Source organism: Comamonas sp. MYb21 (genome assembly GCF_037479395.1).
In the GTDB taxonomy this organism is placed as follows: Bacteria; Pseudomonadota; Gammaproteobacteria; order Burkholderiales; family Burkholderiaceae_C; genus Comamonas.
On record NZ_JBBGZC010000013.1, the window covers coordinates 1 to 16,831 of the forward strand.

Annotated in this window: 13 protein-coding genes and 2 riboswitches; of the genes, 8 read left to right on the forward strand and 5 right to left on the reverse strand. The window is 56.7% G+C overall.

The genetic code is table 11. The features are described from left to right. From WH367_RS18980 to WH367_RS19010, 7 genes are all read left to right on the forward strand, one after another. On the forward strand, positions 1 to 765 hold a 765-nt coding region (locus tag WH367_RS18980), incomplete at its 5' end, for an RHS repeat-associated core domain-containing protein (protein ID WP_339537222.1). Between the two features lie 695 nt (positions 766 to 1,460). Then, positions 1,461 to 1,626, forward strand: a riboswitch (yybP-ykoY riboswitch). Positions 1,627 to 1,645: 19 nt separating this feature from the next. Continuing rightward, entirely contained in the window at positions 1,646 to 3,856 is a 2,211-nt protein-coding gene (locus WH367_RS18985; protein WP_339537223.1) for an RHS repeat-associated core domain-containing protein, read from the forward strand. 495 nt (positions 3,857 to 4,351) lie between these two features. Next, the gene (locus tag WH367_RS18990; protein ID WP_339537225.1) at positions 4,352 to 5,278 is read left to right on the forward strand and encodes an RHS repeat-associated core domain-containing protein; all 927 of its coding nucleotides are present in this window, start codon (positions 4,352 to 4,354) and stop codon (positions 5,276 to 5,278) included. Between the two features lie 922 nt (positions 5,279 to 6,200). Then, complete coding sequence (locus tag WH367_RS18995; RefSeq protein ID WP_339537226.1) at positions 6,201 to 6,545, forward strand: hypothetical protein; 345 nt, start codon at positions 6,201 to 6,203, stop codon at positions 6,543 to 6,545. A 757-nt stretch (positions 6,546 to 7,302) separates the two neighbouring features. Continuing rightward, positions 7,303 to 7,468: riboswitch (yybP-ykoY riboswitch) on the forward strand. Between the two features lie 19 nt (positions 7,469 to 7,487). After that, positions 7,488 to 8,057: a manganese efflux pump MntP gene (gene mntP, locus WH367_RS19000; RefSeq protein WP_339537227.1), complete on the forward strand. Its 570-nt coding sequence runs from the start codon at positions 7,488 to 7,490 to the stop codon at positions 8,055 to 8,057. 443 nt (positions 8,058 to 8,500) lie between these two features. Further along, positions 8,501 to 9,502 (forward strand): DUF808 domain-containing protein, encoded by a 1,002-nt coding sequence (locus WH367_RS19005; RefSeq protein ID WP_021026715.1) that lies wholly within the window; start codon positions 8,501 to 8,503, stop codon positions 9,500 to 9,502. A gap of 288 nt (positions 9,503 to 9,790) precedes the next feature. Then, the gene (locus WH367_RS19010; protein ID WP_027010866.1) at positions 9,791 to 10,402 is read left to right on the forward strand and encodes an OmpW/AlkL family protein; all 612 of its coding nucleotides are present in this window, start codon (positions 9,791 to 9,793) and stop codon (positions 10,400 to 10,402) included. A 116-nt stretch (positions 10,403 to 10,518) separates the two neighbouring features. On the opposite strand, the gene WH367_RS19015 is transcribed toward WH367_RS19010, so the two are convergent. Further along, entirely contained in the window at positions 10,519 to 11,802 is a 1,284-nt protein-coding gene (locus WH367_RS19015; protein WP_339537228.1) for an O-acetylhomoserine aminocarboxypropyltransferase/cysteine synthase family protein, read from the reverse strand. 117 nt (positions 11,803 to 11,919) lie between these two features. After that, on the reverse strand, positions 11,920 to 13,011 hold the full coding sequence (locus WH367_RS19020) for a YeiH family protein (RefSeq protein WP_339537229.1): 1,092 nt from the start codon (positions 13,009 to 13,011) through the stop codon (positions 11,920 to 11,922). A gap of 168 nt (positions 13,012 to 13,179) precedes the next feature. Here WH367_RS19020 and WH367_RS19025 point away from each other — a divergent pair, with 168 nt between their 5' ends. Then, positions 13,180 to 14,079: a LysR family transcriptional regulator gene (locus WH367_RS19025; protein WP_339537230.1), complete on the forward strand. Its 900-nt coding sequence runs from the start codon at positions 13,180 to 13,182 to the stop codon at positions 14,077 to 14,079. A gap of 18 nt (positions 14,080 to 14,097) precedes the next feature. Here the strand turns inward: WH367_RS19025 and WH367_RS19030 are convergent, their stop codons facing one another. The 3 genes from WH367_RS19030 to WH367_RS19040 form a co-directional block, all read right to left on the reverse strand. Then, complete coding sequence (locus tag WH367_RS19030; RefSeq protein ID WP_021026719.1) at positions 14,098 to 14,640, reverse strand: response regulator transcription factor; 543 nt, start codon at positions 14,638 to 14,640, stop codon at positions 14,098 to 14,100. After that, positions 14,603 to 15,904 (reverse strand): ATP-binding protein, encoded by a 1,302-nt coding sequence (locus tag WH367_RS19035; RefSeq protein ID WP_445228134.1) that lies wholly within the window; start codon positions 15,902 to 15,904, stop codon positions 14,603 to 14,605. The genes WH367_RS19030 and WH367_RS19035 overlap by 38 nt, the downstream gene beginning before the upstream one ends. A gap of 163 nt (positions 15,905 to 16,067) precedes the next feature. After that, positions 16,068 to 16,823: an SURF1 family protein gene (locus tag WH367_RS19040; RefSeq protein WP_339537232.1), complete on the reverse strand. Its 756-nt coding sequence runs from the start codon at positions 16,821 to 16,823 to the stop codon at positions 16,068 to 16,070. Positions 16,824 to 16,831 lie beyond the last annotated feature (8 nt).

Consider the following 16,831-nt stretch of genomic DNA (forward strand, 5'->3'; position numbering starts at 1 on the left):
CAGCACAACATCGCCATCCAGGCGATGCCCCCAGATGTGCAGCGCTTTATGTACGAGCAGTTCCAGGAGCTGGAGCAGACGGTGACCAGCCAGCGCGAGGAAGCGGCGCAAAGTATCGAGATACGGCATTACCTGTGCGACCACCTGGGAACGCCCCATGCCTTGATCCGAGAAGACACCCAGCTGGAGTGGGCGGTGCAATTGGATGCCTGGGGCAATGTGCGGGCGGAGCATAACCCCAGCGGGCTGTACCAGCCGATCAGGCTGCCTGGGCAGCATGCGGATGGGGATACGGGGCTTTATTACAACCGGTATCGGTATTATGAGCAACAAACCGGCCGATACATAAACCAAGATCCTATAGGTTTGAAGGGGGGTCTAAATGTTTTAATGTATGGGGAGTGCAATCCTTTGACATTGGTAGACCCATATGGCTTACAGGCAATAATGCTGCCTCCCCCTCCTATTCCATTTCCTATTGGAGGTGTGAATTCTGGAGGTTTCCCGAGAGATCCTGATGATATTCGTCCTCCATCAGGGGGAGTGATTGTGCCTCCACCTGGTATAAATTGGCCACCTTCTAATGAGGATCTAGGATGTAGAATTGAGGTCCCGCCAACACCAGCACCTAAAGCCCCAAAACCTGATTGCGAAACGCAGGCGGATATATGCTGGAAGATTGCACCAACATTTATGAGTAAGATGTGGTGCATGATGGGGTATTTAGCTTGTAAAAAAATGTTTAAGGGTAACGATGGACACTAAAAATCTAATATATCCAAATAAAGGATTTTCTAAAAAAGTCATGTCGAAATTAAATAAGGAAGATGATTTTAATATAATAATTAAGTCTAGGTTTTCGAAATTTATTATGAGTCGAGCAATTGACTGCTGGCCGCGCGTGTCTAATGATGCCGATAGAATGAAAACTGCGGTAAATAGATTTTTGTCTATTTCTATGTTTTTCTTTCCGACTCTGTGGAGCGTAAATTTGACGGCAGTGTATTCGGGTTATATAATGAATTATTTAATAACTGAAAAAGAAGTTTTAATATTTTATACTTACCATTAATGGCTTTACTCTTAGGATTTGAAATTTTTTAATCGGGCAGTCTGATTGATATTGGGAGTAAATGGGTTATGGGAATGTTGCAAGACGCCCAGCCTACCTCCCCGCGGAGGATGACCCACGCATGAAACATTCCAGCCCCGCTTACGGATTCACAATAAAAAACCAAATGCACGCCCAGGCGTAATTTATGTCGTAGATAGAGTTAATCACGTAGCTTCGAAATGCTCCATTGCGCAACCACAGCAGTTGTTTTGCGCGCGGGATATTGGGCTGGGACGGTTCCGATTTCTCGATGCAGAGACAGAAATGCGATCCATTTCTGAAGAGCTTGGCGCCCTTGGCTTGGGGCCATGCGTCCAGAAGCGCCGCGATGCGTTTAGACTGCGGTCTCCCTTGGGGAGTAGCCTGCTTCCGCGCTGGAAGCGTCTGCGTCAACATACTCGGCATCTCGCATGCTGTGGCGCAGACATCCGTTCTTCGGTTGGCGAGACCATCGGCATGCCAGCACGACCTCGGTCGGGCAGTGGTGGCATGCCGTTGTGCTCATGCCCGACTGTCCTAGAAGAACCTCCGATGAACGCTGCTTCCATTTCCCTGTTGGCGCTTGCCATGTCTACTGATGCCTTTGCCGCCGCAATTGGCAAAGGCTCTGCCCTTGTCAAACCCCGTTGGTCGGAGGCGCTGCGCACCGGCCTGATCTTTGGCGTCATCGAGGCCATCACGCCGCTGGTCCGTGGGCTCCGCTGGGACACCGCAGGGCGCTTGACCCACATGCAGTGGAGCGGCCTGGAGCAAGGCACAAGCCTGCCCGATATGCTGGACCCGTTACCCGGGGGCAATGTGGGCAGCACTGCCGACACCCACCATATCGTTCACCACACTGCCCACACAGCAAGACCACCCCAAGCCGTGCTGGGTGCGTTGGCTTCCAAGCACTACCACTACGACAGCCTGGGCCAAATGGTCGGCATCCAAAGCCCTGCAGGCATGAGCCGCTTTGCCTACGATGCAGCAGGGCGCCTCACAGGCGCAGACACCCCCCATGCCGGAGCCCAGCGCTGGCAGTTTGACCCCGCAGGCAATCGCCTGCCCATCACGGGAACAACTAGCCAAGCCAGCATCAGTGAAACCATCACCGGCGAGCTTAACGCAACCGACCGCCTGCGCGCCCAGCAGCGCGCCAGCGCCCAGGCCAACCCCATCACCCCAGAGCAGCTGCTGCGCCCCGACTTCAACCCCTTGCAGGCCAGCCAAGACCCCGCCAGCCACCAACCGCTACCGAGAACCCAACGCTGGGCCGGCAACCGCGTAGCCTATTACGAAAACAGCGAAGACAAGAGCAGCCAGGGCGCCAAAACCCACTACCGCTACGACAGCCGAGGCAACCGAGTCCAAAGCCTGGACGAGACCACCGGCCGCCAGATGGACCTGCACTGGGACACAGGCAACCAGCTCGTGCAGGTACATGTGCAAGAAGGCGGCAAACACCACCTGCAGCACTACCGCTACGATGCGTTTGGCAGGCGCCTGGCCAAATACAACCACCCGGCCAATTCATCAGCCAGCCAAGACAGCGGCACCGACTACTTCGGCTGGGATGGTGACCGGCTGGTGCACACCGAGCGGTTCAACGCTACCAATAACCAGGACAACAACGGCGCAGCCCAGCCCGAAATCATCCACACCATCTATGAGCCCGGCAGCTTTACCCCGCTCATCCAACTGCGACGCGCCACCAAGGCCCCGCCAGATCTGGCCGACCAGCTGCTATCCAACACCCAGCCCGGCCTGGTGCAAGACGCCCTGCGCGGTGTGCTCACGGATATCAAAGCGATGAATGCCTCGATGCAGCACAACATCGCCATCCAGGCGATGCCCCCAGATGTGCAGCGCTTTATGTACGAGCAGTTCCAGGAGCTGGAGCAGACGGTGACCAGCCAGCGCGAGGAAGCGGCGCAAAGTATCGAGATACGGCATTACCTGTGTGACCACCTGGGCACGCCCCATGCCCTGATCCGAGAAGACACCCGGGTGGATTGGGCAGTGCAATTGGATGCCTGGGGCAATGTGCGGGCGGAGCATAACCTCAGTGGGCTGTACCAGCCGATCAGGCTGCCGGGGCAGCATGCGGATGGGGATACGGGGCTCTATTACAACCGGCATCGGTATTATGAATCAATCTTAGGAATCTATATAAATCAAGATTTTTTAGGTATATCAGGCGGGCTATTATTCAACAACTATGCCGGAAATAATCCCAATCAATTTCTAGATCCGCTCGGACTGTGGTCTACTGGCGCACACAATATATTTATCGATCAAGCATTCCCTGATTTACCTTCAGTATTTAGAGAAGCAATTAAGAGTGGGAGTGCTGAAGCAGATTATCTATACAATCAAGGATCATCGAATCTTGACTCTGCAAAACACGCAATGTCCACGGTGAAAAACACGCCAGAAGAAGCCAAGCAATTATATTGTGAATATATTAAAAGTCAGCTGAATAAATTTCAGGATCAACTCGCGAATGCCAGATCAACGTTGGCGAAAAAAGCTGCATGCGCGCAGCTGGGCAGAGGGCTTCATGCTGTAATGGACTCAACTTCTCCTGCTCATAGAGGCTTCCAACAGTGGACAGGAGATGCAAGCAAACATGGGCCTTATATTAAACATCTTCATCAGCACACCATAGAGTCGAAGCAGCATATGGGGCCACACATGGAAGAAACTATTAGCAAAATGAATCAGTATACCCAAGGAAATTTAGTTGACTGTAAATGTTAACCACTCCAATCGCAACCTATTAATATATTATGTGGTGGTAATTATACTCTCACTCATACTACTGAAAATAGGCTATACATTAATTCACTCCGGCATATTCATTTTATTGATTTTTAGCCCGGCATACTTTTACCTAGAAAACAAAGGGCAAATCTTATCGCCAAACTTGCAAGACATCCTGTTATATACAAGCATACAGTTAATATATTATTATATATTATTAAAATTTTTCATTTTTCTCCGAAGTAGATTGGGTAAAAGTCGTTGATTTAAAAATTTTTAAATTAATTTTTTTGAAAGATAACCCTCATGCCGATTTATAAGGAGTGAATTTTTCTCAAAATCATATCTAAAACACCAAAGGATGGCTTATTAGACAGCAGTTATTGGCTAATTTTTGGTTGATCTAAGGCAGATAGCGGTGCAGCGTCGTAGCTCTTACAGCAAGATTGAGCAATAGATAGCCCGAACCTCCTAACCAAGCTGTGCGGCACTTTGTCCGAGGAATATCTGAGCGCGCAGATAAGTGCCACCTCCGTCATCCACTACGAATGGGATGCTCAGCCAGATCTGGCCGACCAACTCCTGTCCAACACCCAGCCCGGCCTGGTGCAAGACGCCTTGCGCGGCGTGCTCTCCGATATCAAAGCGATGAATGCCTCGATGCAGCACAACATCGCCATCCAGGCGATGCCCCCAGATGTGCAGCGCTTTATGTACGAGCAGTTCCAGGAGCTGGAGCAAACGGTGACCAGCCAGCGCGAGGAAGCGGCGCAAAGCATCGAGATACGGCATTACCTGTGCGACCACCTGGGAACGCCCCATGCCTTGATCGGAGAAGACACCCGGGTGGATTGGGCGGTGCAATTGGATGCCTGGGGCAATGTGCGGGCGGAGCATAACCCCAGCGGGCTGTACCAACCGATCAGGCTGCCGGGGCAACATGCGGATGGTGATACGGGGCTTTATTACAACCGGCATCGGTATTATGAGGGGCAACAAGGAGCCTACGTAAATCAGGACCCCATTGGCTTGAGTGGCGGGTGGAACAAATTTTTATATGCCTCGCGGCCAGTGACGATGATTGATCCGCTGGGTCTATGGGCATCACAGCTTGGATTCTATGTACATCAGAATGTAACAAACTATCAAGGCTACATGATGCCATTTGGCTACGATTATTCGAGAGCAGAGTTATCTATGATTAATCAAGGGCAAGTTTGGGCAGATTCACCCCCGAATCAGACTTCAGCCAGTTCGTTTATGCATGCAATGAGGGATAAAGATGCCGCGCAAAATAAAAATCAATCGTGCAGCAGCTCAAATAATCTCATTCAAGATGTAATGAAGAAATCTTTTGAATTAAAGCTGAGGGGAAAAAACAGGAATCTCTTTTTATGTTTGGAGTCGCTCTTCATGTAATACAAGATGCCACTTCGCCCGTCCATAAAGGGCAGAAGGCTTGGTCAGAAAACTATGGACTTCCTCGCCAAATATTGCACGCTATGTCGGAGATTGTTGCGCCACCAAATAAAAATCATCCACTCTACACAGAAACCACAGCAGCATTAAAAGCGTATAAGGATAATGATCTATCTAAATTCAATCTCTCATGTCCTTGCAATTGAATATATCAATACTGATTGTATTTTTAACCTACTCAAGAAATGCGTATGCATTTGTGAGTAAAGATGCTATAGAAGTTGCGTTTTTTGTCACTTTGCTTTGGTTCGCACCAATACTACAAGCATTGCTGCTCGGGATGAAGAGCAAAAATTATTTGTATATTGTAAATATAGCTGTATTATTTTTCTTGCCCTGGACTCTTCTGCTTATACCGTATTCTCAGAATCTTGAAGTTATGATCTCGTGTATTTATTTTGGGTCGCCTTTTGTTGCATTGTTTATAAATTTTATTATTTATAAAAAATATAAGTGATATCACCGCTGGCTAGATTGGGAGATATCGCCAGTTGCTTGGGCCGTATGCTGGTAAAGCATGGCTTTTTAGAGAATTTAGTAGCAGTATGAAGCTTCTCGCTCATGATGAGGATGTGGGGAGATATCTATTGATAAGAATATTAGTATGGGCTTTGTGTTGTGCTCAGTGGATAATGTCGCATATCTTATGCAATCAGGAGCTGTAAATAATATGATTTATAACATATTCTTATTGCTGGTAGCTGTATTTTTAGTTGATGAGTATATGCCTGGAGGGTTTGTTGAAGATGCAGCTATTTTTTAAGAAAAAATTACTATAAAGTAAACTTAATAGCATAACAGCGACGATTGAAAATGAATCCGATAAGACTTGTAAAAAATCAAATTATTGAGAAGGAAAAAAATGAATGAACTAGAGAAGCTAAATGTTTCAATAAAAGAATCAAGATATATGCATCTTGTGTTATTTTTTATCTTATGCCTGTATTTTTATTTTTTCGGAGGCATTGATTTAAACATGATGCTGGGGATAGGATTTATTGTGGCGCTACTGATGTCCTCGAATAATTATGTTTCAGATGAAAATAGCCATCGCATTGCTATATTTCATATTGTTTTGATTTTGATTATGATTGGTGTATACGATTATTTTTCAAAAGAAGGTAATCGGTTGAATAATATTTTAAATGCCATTACTCCAATGGTTTTTTTATCGGCCCTATATGGATTTTATTTAAAAAGAAAATAAATGCTAAATATTGATTGTAAATTTCTTTACCTCGCCTCTCCATCTGACGGCATTCTGGATAATCGCATAGATAAAACAGTTATCTGCTACCTATGCCTTGTAAAGTGCTACGCGAGCTTTTAAGGTGATGTATTGAATAACCATTTGGTGCGATTTGTTAATGCGGATGACTTATTGATATGTCAGAAGCCTCTAAAGCTGCAATGAATTGAGTGATTTAATATATGCCAGTAGAGATTTTTCAAAAAATGTTTTATTGAAGTTGGATCATGAAAATGATTTTAATATAGTAATAAAATCTAAATTTCTCAAATTCATAATGACCAGGGTAATAGACGGCTGGCCACGCGTGTCTAATGATGTCAATAGAATGAAAGCTGCGGTAAATGGTTTTTGTCTATTTTTATGTTTTTCTTTTCGACTCTGTGGGCCATAAATGGGTAGGGGAACTCTGCAAGATACCCAGCCCACCTTCCCGCAGGGGATGATTCAAACATGAAACATTCGAGCCTGGCTTCCGGATTCAAGATGAAAGCCAAATGCACGCGCAAGCGTAATTTATGTCCTAGATAGAGTTAATTAAGCGGCCTCAAAATGCTACATGGCGCAATCACAGCATTTGTTTTGCGCGCGGGGGGTTAGCTAGGATTGGTTTTGATTTCTCGCGTGCAGAGACAGAGATGCGATCCATTCCTAAAGAACTTGGCGCGTTTGGGGCCATGTGCTCCGAAGCGCTGCGCAGCGTTTAGACTGCGGGCTCCCTTGGGGAGTAGCCTGCTTCCGCGCTGGAAGCGTCTGCGTCAACATACTCGGCATTTCGCATGCTGTGGCGCAGACATCCGTTCTTCGGTTGGCGAGACCATCGGCATGCCAGCACGACCTCGGTCGGGCAGTGGTGGCATGCCGTTGTGCTCATGCCCGACTGTCCTAGAAGAACCTCCGATGAACGCTGCTTCCATTTCCCTGTTGGCGCTTGCCATGTCTACCGACGCCTTTGCCGCCGCGATTGGCAAAGGCTCTGCCCTTGTCAAACCCCGTTGGTCGGAGGCGCTGCGCACCGGCCTGATCTTTGGTGTCATCGAAGCCATCACGCCGCTGGTGGGCTGGGCCCTGGGCTATGCCGCGGCCGATTATGTGAAGGCCTGGGACCACTGGATTGCCTTTGTGCTGCTCTTGGTGCTGGGCGGCCGCATGGTGCTGGGTGCCTTCCAAAGCGCCGATGAGCCCGAGATGAGCCGGCCCGCGCGCCATGGCTTCTGGCTGCTGGTGGCCACCGGCTTTGCGACCAGCATCGACGCGATGGCGGTGGGCGTGGGCCTGGCATTTCTGGATGTGAACATCACCGTTGTTGCGCTCAGCATTGGCTTTGCCACCTTTGCGATGGTGACCTTGGGCGTGATGGTCGGTCGCGTGCTGGGCCATATCACCGGCCGCTGGGCAGAGGCGGTAGGTGGTGTCGTGCTGATCGCCATTGGCTCGCTGATCCTGTACGAGCACATGGTGGCCGTATAAAAGCCAAAGCCCTCCGCGGGCATGGCAGAGGGCTTGGCTGCGTTTTGCGCTGTAGGAGCGTTGCTACAGGCAAAACAAAGCCCCGCAAAGCGGGGCTAAAGTGAGAGAGATCAGTGCGCTTGCAATCGCTGCGGGTGCCGGGTTTTTAGTTCTGGCTCAACCGCTTGCAGGCTGCGCTGGTATCAGAAGCGGGCAGGAGCACGCTTACGGTCACGTTCGTCTTCAGGCCAAATAGCAAACACTTCAGTCATTTCAGTCCTTTCACCTTTCTGGTGTAGATGGGTGTACAACGGGCCGCAGGCTGAAGTTGTTGACAAGGCCTGCATAAAGTTTTGTGAACAAGCTCCAACAAAACGTAGAAATCACCGTTTTACGGGGCCTGACACGGCATTGCTTTGTGAAATCGCTATGATTTGCCACCGAATTTAGACAGGGAGTGCGTAATGGCTGGTGCTGGTTTGTTGATGTTGCTCGATGATATTGCGACCTTGCTCGACGATGTGGCGCTGATGACCAAGACGGCTGCGGGCAAGAGCACGGCCATCCTGGACGATGTGGCCACGCAGACCAAGGTGGCGGTGCAAAAGACGGCGGGGGTGCTGGGCGATGACCTGGCGCTGAACGCCGAGCAGGTGACTGGGGTCAAGGCCAACCGGGAGTTGCCGGTGGTCTGGGCGGTGGCCAAGGGATCGCTCAAAAACAAAGTCATCTTGGTGCCGGCAGCGCTTTTGATCAGTGCTTTTGCGCCTTGGTTGATCACGCCGCTGTTGATGCTTGGCGGCGCTTTTCTGTGTTTTGAAGGGGTGGAGAAGGTGCTGAGCCTGTTCCACAAGCCCGGCAAACAGGCGCCCCATGATGCCGTCAAGGAGTCCGAGCAGGCTGCGCAGATGGGCGTGGCGCCATCATCCGTGAAGGCTGCCAGCGAGAAAAACATGGACCCTGTGGCCTATGAAAAAGCCAAGGTGGCGGGTGCGGTGCGTACCGATTTCATTCTGTCTGCAGAAATCATCGCCATCGCGCTGGGCACTGTGGCCAGCAAGCCGCTGTGGGAGCAGTTTGCAGTGCTGGTGGCCGTGGCGCTGGCGATCACCGTGTTTGTCTATGGCCTGGTCGCCGGTATTGTGCGCATGGACGATGTGGGCATGTGGCTGATGCGCAAGACCAGTGCCGCTGCCAAGGCTTTTGGCCGGGGCCTGATTGCGTTTACGCCCTGGCTGATGCGTGGCCTGTCGATTGTCGGAACGGCTGCGATGTTCATGGTGGGCGGCAGCCTGCTGGTGCATGGCATTGGCCCGATCGAGCACTGGTTGGAGAGTACCGTAGCCCCGATGGGTGGCGTGGTGGCACTGCTGGCCCCAACGCTGGTGCATGTGGCTGTTGGTGCAGCCATTGGTGGCCTGGTGGTGCTGGCGGTGGAGGCTTGGCACAAGCTGCGCGGGCACTGATCGCAAGCAGCAGCGCATGGCTGCTGGCCGCGCCTCTCGGGTGCGGCGCAGCAAGAAGCAGAAGGCGGCATCGCAACAGCGGGCCGCCTTTTTTCATCGCTTGTTTTGTCTCGTTGATCTGGGTCAGGGCCGCGCAGCCCGCTTAAGCAGAAGATGCAGGCATGGACAGCAGAAACTGCTCTGCCGCCTTCAGATACGGCGCTTGGCGCGGGTGGGGGCATGCAGATGCGGCCTGGGTTCAGCTACTTTTCAATCCATGCGAGCAAGCTCGCAGCGAGGGCAATGACGATGAAAAAAATGATGTTGGCAGCGGCAGCTGTATGTGCAATGGCGTCGGGCGCGGCGATGGCGCAAGAGGCGCAAAGCCCTTGGCAGGTGCGTGTGCGCGCCGTGCATCTGGACAGCGCCAACAAGGACTCCACCGGCCTGGGTCTGTCGATCAATGACAAGACGATTCCCGAAGTGGATGTGACCTACTTCTTCACGCCCAATATCGCGGCCGAGCTGGTGCTGACCTATCCGCAAAAGCACGATCTGCGCTCGGATGGCGCCAAGATCGGCACGCTCAAGCACCTGCCGCCCAGCCTGCTCGCGCAGTACCACTTCACCAATATGGGCGCCTTCAAGCCCTACCTGGGCGCTGGTGTGAACTACACGCGCTTCTCGAACGTGAACTTTGCACCCGCTGTTGAAGCCGCGCTCGATCCATCGATCAAGAAGAACAGCTTTGGCCCGGCGCTGCAGATCGGCTTTGACTACATGCTCGATAAGCACTGGTCGATCAACGTCGACGTGAAGAAGGTCTACATCAAGACCGACGTGCGCTCGGCGGGCACCAAGGTGGGCACCTTCAAGGTGGATCCCTGGCTGCTGGGTGTCGGTGTGGGCTACCGTTTCTAAAAGGGGTCTAGAACCCGCTCCTGGTGGTTCAGGAGCCAAAGAGCACTGTGATTGAGCCGCTTATTGCAAGCGGCTCTTTTTTATGAAAGCGGCTCTTTTTTATGCGCGACGGCCCCTCAGACCTGGGCCAGCGCCTGCTCCAGATCGGCCAGCAGGTCATCGACATGCTCGATGCCGACCGAGAGGCGCACCATGCCTTCGCTCACGCCAGCCTTCTCCAGCTCTGCGCTGTCCAATTGGCGGTGCGTGGTCGAAGCCGGGTGCGTGGCCAGCGATTTGGCATCGCCAATATTGACCAGGCGGGTGAACAGCTGCAGCGCATCCAGAAAGCGGGCACCGGCAGCGCGCCCTTCGCCATCGGCAGCGTTGAGGCTGAAGGACAGAATGCCCGAGGCACGACCGCCCGACTGCTTTTGCACGGTGGCATGGTCCGGGTGGTCGGGCAGGCCGGCATAGCGCACCCAGGCCACCTTGGGGTGCTTTTGCAGCGTCTCGGCAATCTTTTGCGTGTTCTCGCAGATGCGGTCCATGCGCAGCGCCAGGGTCTCGATGCCTTGCAGGATCTGGAAGGCGTTCTGCGGCGAAATGGCCGCGCCCATATTGCGCAGCGGCACGACGCGCGCGCGGCCGATATAGGCCGCAGGGCCCAGCGCTTCGGTGTAGACCACGCCGTGGTAGCTCACATCGGGCTCGTTCAAGCGCTTGAAGCGCGCCTTGTGCTCGGCCCAGGGGAACGTGCCGCTATCGACGATGGCACCGCCCACGCTGGTGCCATGGCCGCCCAGGTACTTGGTGAGCGAATGCACGACAATGTCGGCGCCATGCTCGATGGGGCGCAGCAGATAGGGCGAGGGCACGGTGTTGTCCACGATCAGCGGCACGCCATGGCGATGGGCCACATCGGCGAGCGCCCGGATATCGGTCACATTGCCCAGCGGGTTGCCGATGGACTCGATGAACACGGCCTTGGTCTTGTCGTCGATCAAGGCGCCAAAGCTGGCCGGGTCGCGCGGATCGGCAAAGCGCACCTCGATGCCTTGCTGCGGAAAGGTATGCGCAAACAGGTTGTAGGTGCCGCCATACAAGGTGCTGGCCGAGACGATGTTGTCGCCCGCTTCGGCCAGGGTCTGGATGGCGGCGGTGATCGCTGCCATGCCCGAGGCCAGCGCCAGCGCGGCAATGCCGCCTTCGAGCGCTGCCACGCGCTTTTCCAGCACATCGGTGGTCGGGTTCATGATGCGGGTGTAGATATTGCCCGGCACCTTCAGGTCAAACAGGTCGGCGCCGTGCTGTGCGCTGTCAAAGGCGTAGGCCACCGTCTGGTAGATGGGCACGGCCGCAGCCTTGGTAGTGGGGTCGGGCGAATAGCCTGCGTGAACGGCCAATGTCTCGATGCGCATGGTGTTGGAATCCTTGTTGTTGGCGGAAAGATGCCTGCCCGTTGTAGCAGTTTTGCGCGCCGGGCCAACGATTTTTTGGGTATGAGCTTATGAGGCCGCAGAGGCCGCAGAGCCCCCTCAAATCCAGGTATTGACCGCCAGCCCGCCCAGCACCAGCCAGACAAACAGCACCAGGGCCAGCAGCAAGGGTTTGATGCCCGCAGCCCGTACCGAGCGCACATGGGTAGTGAGGCCCAGGCCGGCCATTGCCATCGTCAGCAGCGCGTTGTCCCCCTGCACGCCGATGGCCAGCGCCTGCGCCGGGATGACACCCAGCGAATGGATGCCCGCGACCGCGACAAAGCCCAAGGCAAACCAGGGAATGGTGATCTGGCGGGCCTGCACGGCGCCGTTGGTGGCGGGCTGCGGGGCCGGTGCTTCATTGCCAGGCCGCTTGGCCAGCCACAGCGACAGCGCAATCAGAAACGGGGCCAGCATCATCACCCGCACCATCTTGGCGACCACGGCGGTATCGGCCGCGCTGCTGCTGATGGCGCCGCCCGCAGCGACGACCTGCGCCACTTCATGCACGGTCGAGCCCACCCAGAGGCCATAGCCGGCCTCGCTCATCTGCAGGCTGGGCGCGAGCCACTGGTAGAGCACAGGGTACAAAAAGGTTCCCACCGTGCCAAAGACCACCACGGTGGCGATGGCGACTGCCACATCATCGGCGCGCGCCTTGGCCACCGGGGCGGTGGCCAGCACGGCCGCTGCGCCGCAGATGGCGCTGCCCGCGCCCACCAGCATGCTGGTGCGGGCATCCAGCCCCAGCCAGCGCTGGCCCAGCCATTGCGCCAGCACAAAGGTGCTGCTGAGCATCAGCGCATCGATCAGCACGCCGCTGGCGCCCACGGCGGCGATGTCCTGGAAGGTCAGGCGCAGGCCATAGAGGATGATGCCCAGGCGCAGCAGCTGCTGCTTGGACAGGCCCACCCCCGCAGCGGCCGGCGCCTGCACCCAGCCATAGACGGTATTGCCCACCAGCATGCCGATGACGATGGCCAGCGTGAGCGCGCTCAGCCCATGGCTGCCAAACCAGGGCAGGGCTGCGAGCGTGCTGGCCAACCAGGCAATGGCCGCACACAGCAGCAAGCCCGGCACGAGGCGTTTGGCGCTGTCGAGCCAGTGGCTGTTGCGCAGTTGGGGGAGGGAGAGGGGGGCGAGTGACATGGGTGGTTCCAGAGGCCCTGGCAGGGCCAAAAGTGGTGGCCTGCCGGGCGATATGGAGTCACTATAGAAATTATTCTTATATCTGTATAACTAATTGTTTGGTTAATATCTATCGATAAAATAGGTAGATATTTTTTCATCAACCCAAGCGCCTTGGGCGCCATCCCCATGCTCCATCTCAGCCTGCGCCAGTGGGAGGTTTTCTGCGCCATCGCCCACAGCGGCAGCACCGTCGCTGCAGCGCAGACCATCGGCCTGTCGCAATCAGCCGTGAGCGCCGCCTTGCAGCAGCTGGAGGTGGGCCTGGGCGCGCAGCTGTTTGCGCGCAGCGGCAAGCGCCTGGTGCTCAATGACCTGGGGCGCAGCCTCTGGCCGCAAGCGCAGGGCTTGCTGGAGCAGGCCACGCAGCTGGAGCAGGCCACGCAGCAGACCGAGCCGATGGCGCCCGTGGTGCTGCGGCTGGCGGCCAGCACCACGATTGCCAACCATGTGCTGCCCGCCATCCTGGCGGATTTCATGCAGCGCTATGCGCTGGTGCAGTTTGAGGTGGTGATTGGCAACACGCGCGAAGTGGCCGAAGCGGTGGGCCAGGCCAGTGTGGACCTGGGCTTTATCGAAGGGGTGAGCCACTGGCCGGCGCTGGAGGTGCAGCCCTGGCGCGAGGATGAGCTGGTGCTGATTGCCGCGCCTGGCCATGCGTTGGTGGCTGCTGCCGGCCACAGCCCTGTCAGCGCCCAGCAGCTGGGCGCTTGCCGCTGGCTGCTGCGTGAAGAGGGCTCGGGTACGCGCGAGGCGGTGGAGTTCACCGTGCTGTCCCAGTTGCGGGAATGGCCGATTGCAGCGGTGCTGGGCAGTTCGGAGGCCATTTGCACGGCCGTGGCGCGCGGGGCGGGTATCAGCTGCCTGTCGCGCGTCATTGCCCAGCCCTGGATCGAGCGCGGCGAGCTGGCGGTGCTGCACAGCCTGTTGCCGCCGATGCGGCGCCAGTTTTCGCTGCTGCAGCGCCAGGGCAAGCAGCGGTCACCGGTGCTGCAGGCCTTGGTGCAGGCCTGTATGGACGCTGCCTGAGCCTCTGTGAACAGGCCCCTAGCGAACGTGCTGCTTGTCGAGCTTGCGCGCCAGGGTGCGGCGGTGCATGCCCAGGCGGCGCGCGGTCTCGGAGATGTTGAAGCCGGTCTCGGCCAGCGTTTCGTGGATCTTTTCCCACTCCAGCGTCTTGATCGAGGTGGTGGCGGCAGTCAGGTCCACCTCGGTGCTGCCCTCGACCCGGCTGAAGGCCGCCTCGATGTCGTCGGTGTTGGACGGCTTGGCCAGGTAGTGGCAGGCGCCCAGCTTGATGGCTTCGACCGCGGTGGCGATGCTCGCGTAGCCGGTCAGCACCACAATCAGCGCCTCGGGGTTTTGCGCATGCAGCAACTGCACGCAGGACAGGCCCGAGGCGTGGCCGGCGAGCTTCAAGTCCATCACTGCATACTGCGGGCGCTCGGTCTGCAAGAGCTGCGCCACTTCGTCGGCGCTGCTGGCATGCAGCACGCGGTAGCCACGGCGCTCGAAGGAGCGGCGCAGCGTGCGGGCAAAGGCGGCATCGTCTTCAACCAGGAGTAAGAGGCGTTCTTGGGTTGGCGTCATGGTGTGGTTCGTCATCCAGGGCAATGGAGGCCAGCGGCAGGCTGATGCGTACAGCTGCACCGCCGCCCAGGTGCTGCTCGCGGTTGCGGGCCTCGACATGGCCGCCCAGCGAGCGGGCCACATTCATCACCAGAAACAGGCCCAGGCCACCGCCAGGGCGCTGTTTGGTGGACTGGTAGGGCTTGCCCAGATGGGCCAGGATCTCGCTCTTGAAACCCGGGCCGCTGTCGGTCACCTGCAGCACCAGCTGGGCATCGTCCTGCGCGGGGCATTCCACCACCAGCTGCACAAAACCCGGCGAGGCCTCCAGCGCATTGTCCAGCACATTGAAAATCATCTGTTGCAACGAGGTATCCGAGATGATCGGAATATCGCGCGCGACCTGCTTGCGGTAGACGAAGTTGCCGGGCTGGCGGTGGCTTTGCCACTGCGCGGCGACCCGGTCCATGAAGGTGACCAGGGTGGTGCTCTGGGGTGCGTCGCCGCGCGTCTCACCGGCCGACAGCAGCACGCCGGTGACGATGGATTTGCAGCGCTGCACCTGGTGCTCCATCTCGTGCAGGTCCTCCATCAGCTCGCTGTCTTGCGCGATCGAGGGCATGCGCTGCCAGTCACCCAGAATCACCGCCAAGGTCGACAGCGGCGTGCCCAGCTCATGGGCGGCGCCGCTGGCCAGCAGGCCCATGCGCACGATGTGCTCCTCCTCGGCCGCGCGCTGGCGCAGGTCGGCCAGGCGCGCATCGCGCAGCTGCAGGTTGGACATGATGCGGTTGATGAAGGAGACCAGCAAGATGGCATTGAGCCCAAAGCTGATCAGCAGCCCCAGCAGGTAGAGCGCATGCATGGCACCACTGCGGTGGCTCATGATCTGCAGCGGCTGGTAGAAAAAGGCCAGCGCCACCGCGCAGCAGCCGGTGACCACCACAATGCCCCAGGCGTAGAAGGGCTTGAGCAGCACCGCCCCCAGGGTGACCTGGAGCAGGAACAGGGTGATGAAGGGGTTGTTGGCGCCGCCGCTGAGGTAGAGCTGCAGGCTGAGCGCCCCGACATCGGCCAGCAGCGCCACAAACAGGTCGCTGGACGAGATATCGTGCTGGCGCCAGCGCAGCCACCAGACGCAGATCAGGTTGGTGATGACCAGGCCGGCCAGCACGGCAAACATCTCGTACAGCGGCAGGTAGATGTCAAAGCCCCAGCGGACCAGCGAGATGGTGACCACCTGGCCCACCACCGCCAGCCAGCGCAGCTGGATGAGCAGCTGCATGTTCTGGCGGTCGGTGGTGTGGGTGACCTGAAAAGGGGAGGGGATGGACAGTGGCACCGTGCAATTGTGCCGCAGGACTGTGCCGCAGGAATGCGCCGCAGGCGGCAGGCCTTGCGCCTGCCAGTGTTACCGGCGCCGCTAAGCGCCGGTAACTGCACTGTGGCTAACGCGCGCCCTTGCGTCGGCGCAGCACCAGCCAGGTGGCGCCCACCACCATCAGGGCCAGGCCATACCAGGTCAGCGCATAGACCAGGTGGTTGTTGACAAAGCGAACCTGCGTGAGCCCTGCGCGTGGCCACTGCTGGCCTTGCAGGTCGCTCGCGCTGCTGCGCTTTTGCTCGCCCACCAGCTCGGCGCTGCCATCGGGCAGGCCTTCGTCGATGAAGAACGGTGCCACTTGCGCCAGGCCCTGGGCCTGTGCAATGGCCTGCACATCGCGCGAGAACCAGCGCTGGGCCTGCGGGTCGTTGTCGCGCAGAAAGCCGCCCTTGGGCTCGGTAGCGCGCAGCAGGCCGGTCACGCTGACCTCGCCCGTGGGCGTCGCGGCTGTCAGCTGCGGGCCGCCTGCCCAGTCGCGGCGCAAGGCGTCGGGCACAAAGCCGCGGTTGACCAGCACCTGGCTGCCATCGGCACGCTGCAGTGGCGTGAGCACCCAAAAGCCCGAACCCAGCGCCGTGGTGGCCTGGGTCAGCACGGTCTTGTCCGTCAGCCACTGGCCTTGCAGCTGGCTGGGCTGGTACTCCATGGCCTTGGCATCGAGCTGGGGCCAGTTGCTTTTTGCAGGTACGGGCTGGGGCGCACTGTGCACCCGGCGCTCGACCCGCTCGATGAGGTCGAGCTTCCACTGCAGGCGGTAGACCTGCCAGGTGCCCAAGGCGCAAAAGCCCAAGAACAAGGCGATGCCCACGGTTGCGAGCATCGCCTGAA

Coding starts and splice junctions, on each gene's coding strand:
- WH367_RS19010 (WP_027010866.1), top strand. CDS start 9,791: ATGAAAAAAATGATGTTGGCAGCGGCAGCTGTATGTGCAATGGCGTCG.
- WH367_RS18995 (WP_339537226.1), top strand. CDS start 6,201: ATGAATGAACTAGAGAAGCTAAATGTTTCAATAAAAGAATCAAGATAT.
- WH367_RS18985 (WP_339537223.1), top strand. CDS start 1,646: ATGAACGCTGCTTCCATTTCCCTGTTGGCGCTTGCCATGTCTACTGAT.
- WH367_RS19005 (WP_021026715.1), top strand. CDS start 8,501: ATGGCTGGTGCTGGTTTGTTGATGTTGCTCGATGATATTGCGACCTTG.
- WH367_RS19030 (WP_021026719.1), bottom strand. CDS start 14,640: ATGACGCCAACCCAAGAACGCCTCTTACTCCTGGTTGAAGACGATGCC.
- WH367_RS19015 (WP_339537228.1), bottom strand. CDS start 11,802: ATGCGCATCGAGACATTGGCCGTTCACGCAGGCTATTCGCCCGACCCC.
- WH367_RS19020 (WP_339537229.1), bottom strand. CDS start 13,011: ATGTCACTCGCCCCCCTCTCCCTCCCCCAACTGCGCAACAGCCACTGG.
- WH367_RS19025 (WP_339537230.1), top strand. CDS start 13,180: ATGCTCCATCTCAGCCTGCGCCAGTGGGAGGTTTTCTGCGCCATCGCC.
- WH367_RS19035 (WP_445228134.1), bottom strand. CDS start 15,904: ATGCAGCTGCTCATCCAGCTGCGCTGGCTGGCGGTGGTGGGCCAGGTG.
- WH367_RS19040 (WP_339537232.1), bottom strand. CDS start 16,823: ATGCTCGCAACCGTGGGCATCGCCTTGTTCTTGGGCTTTTGCGCCTTG.
- mntP (WP_339537227.1), top strand. CDS start 7,488: ATGAACGCTGCTTCCATTTCCCTGTTGGCGCTTGCCATGTCTACCGAC.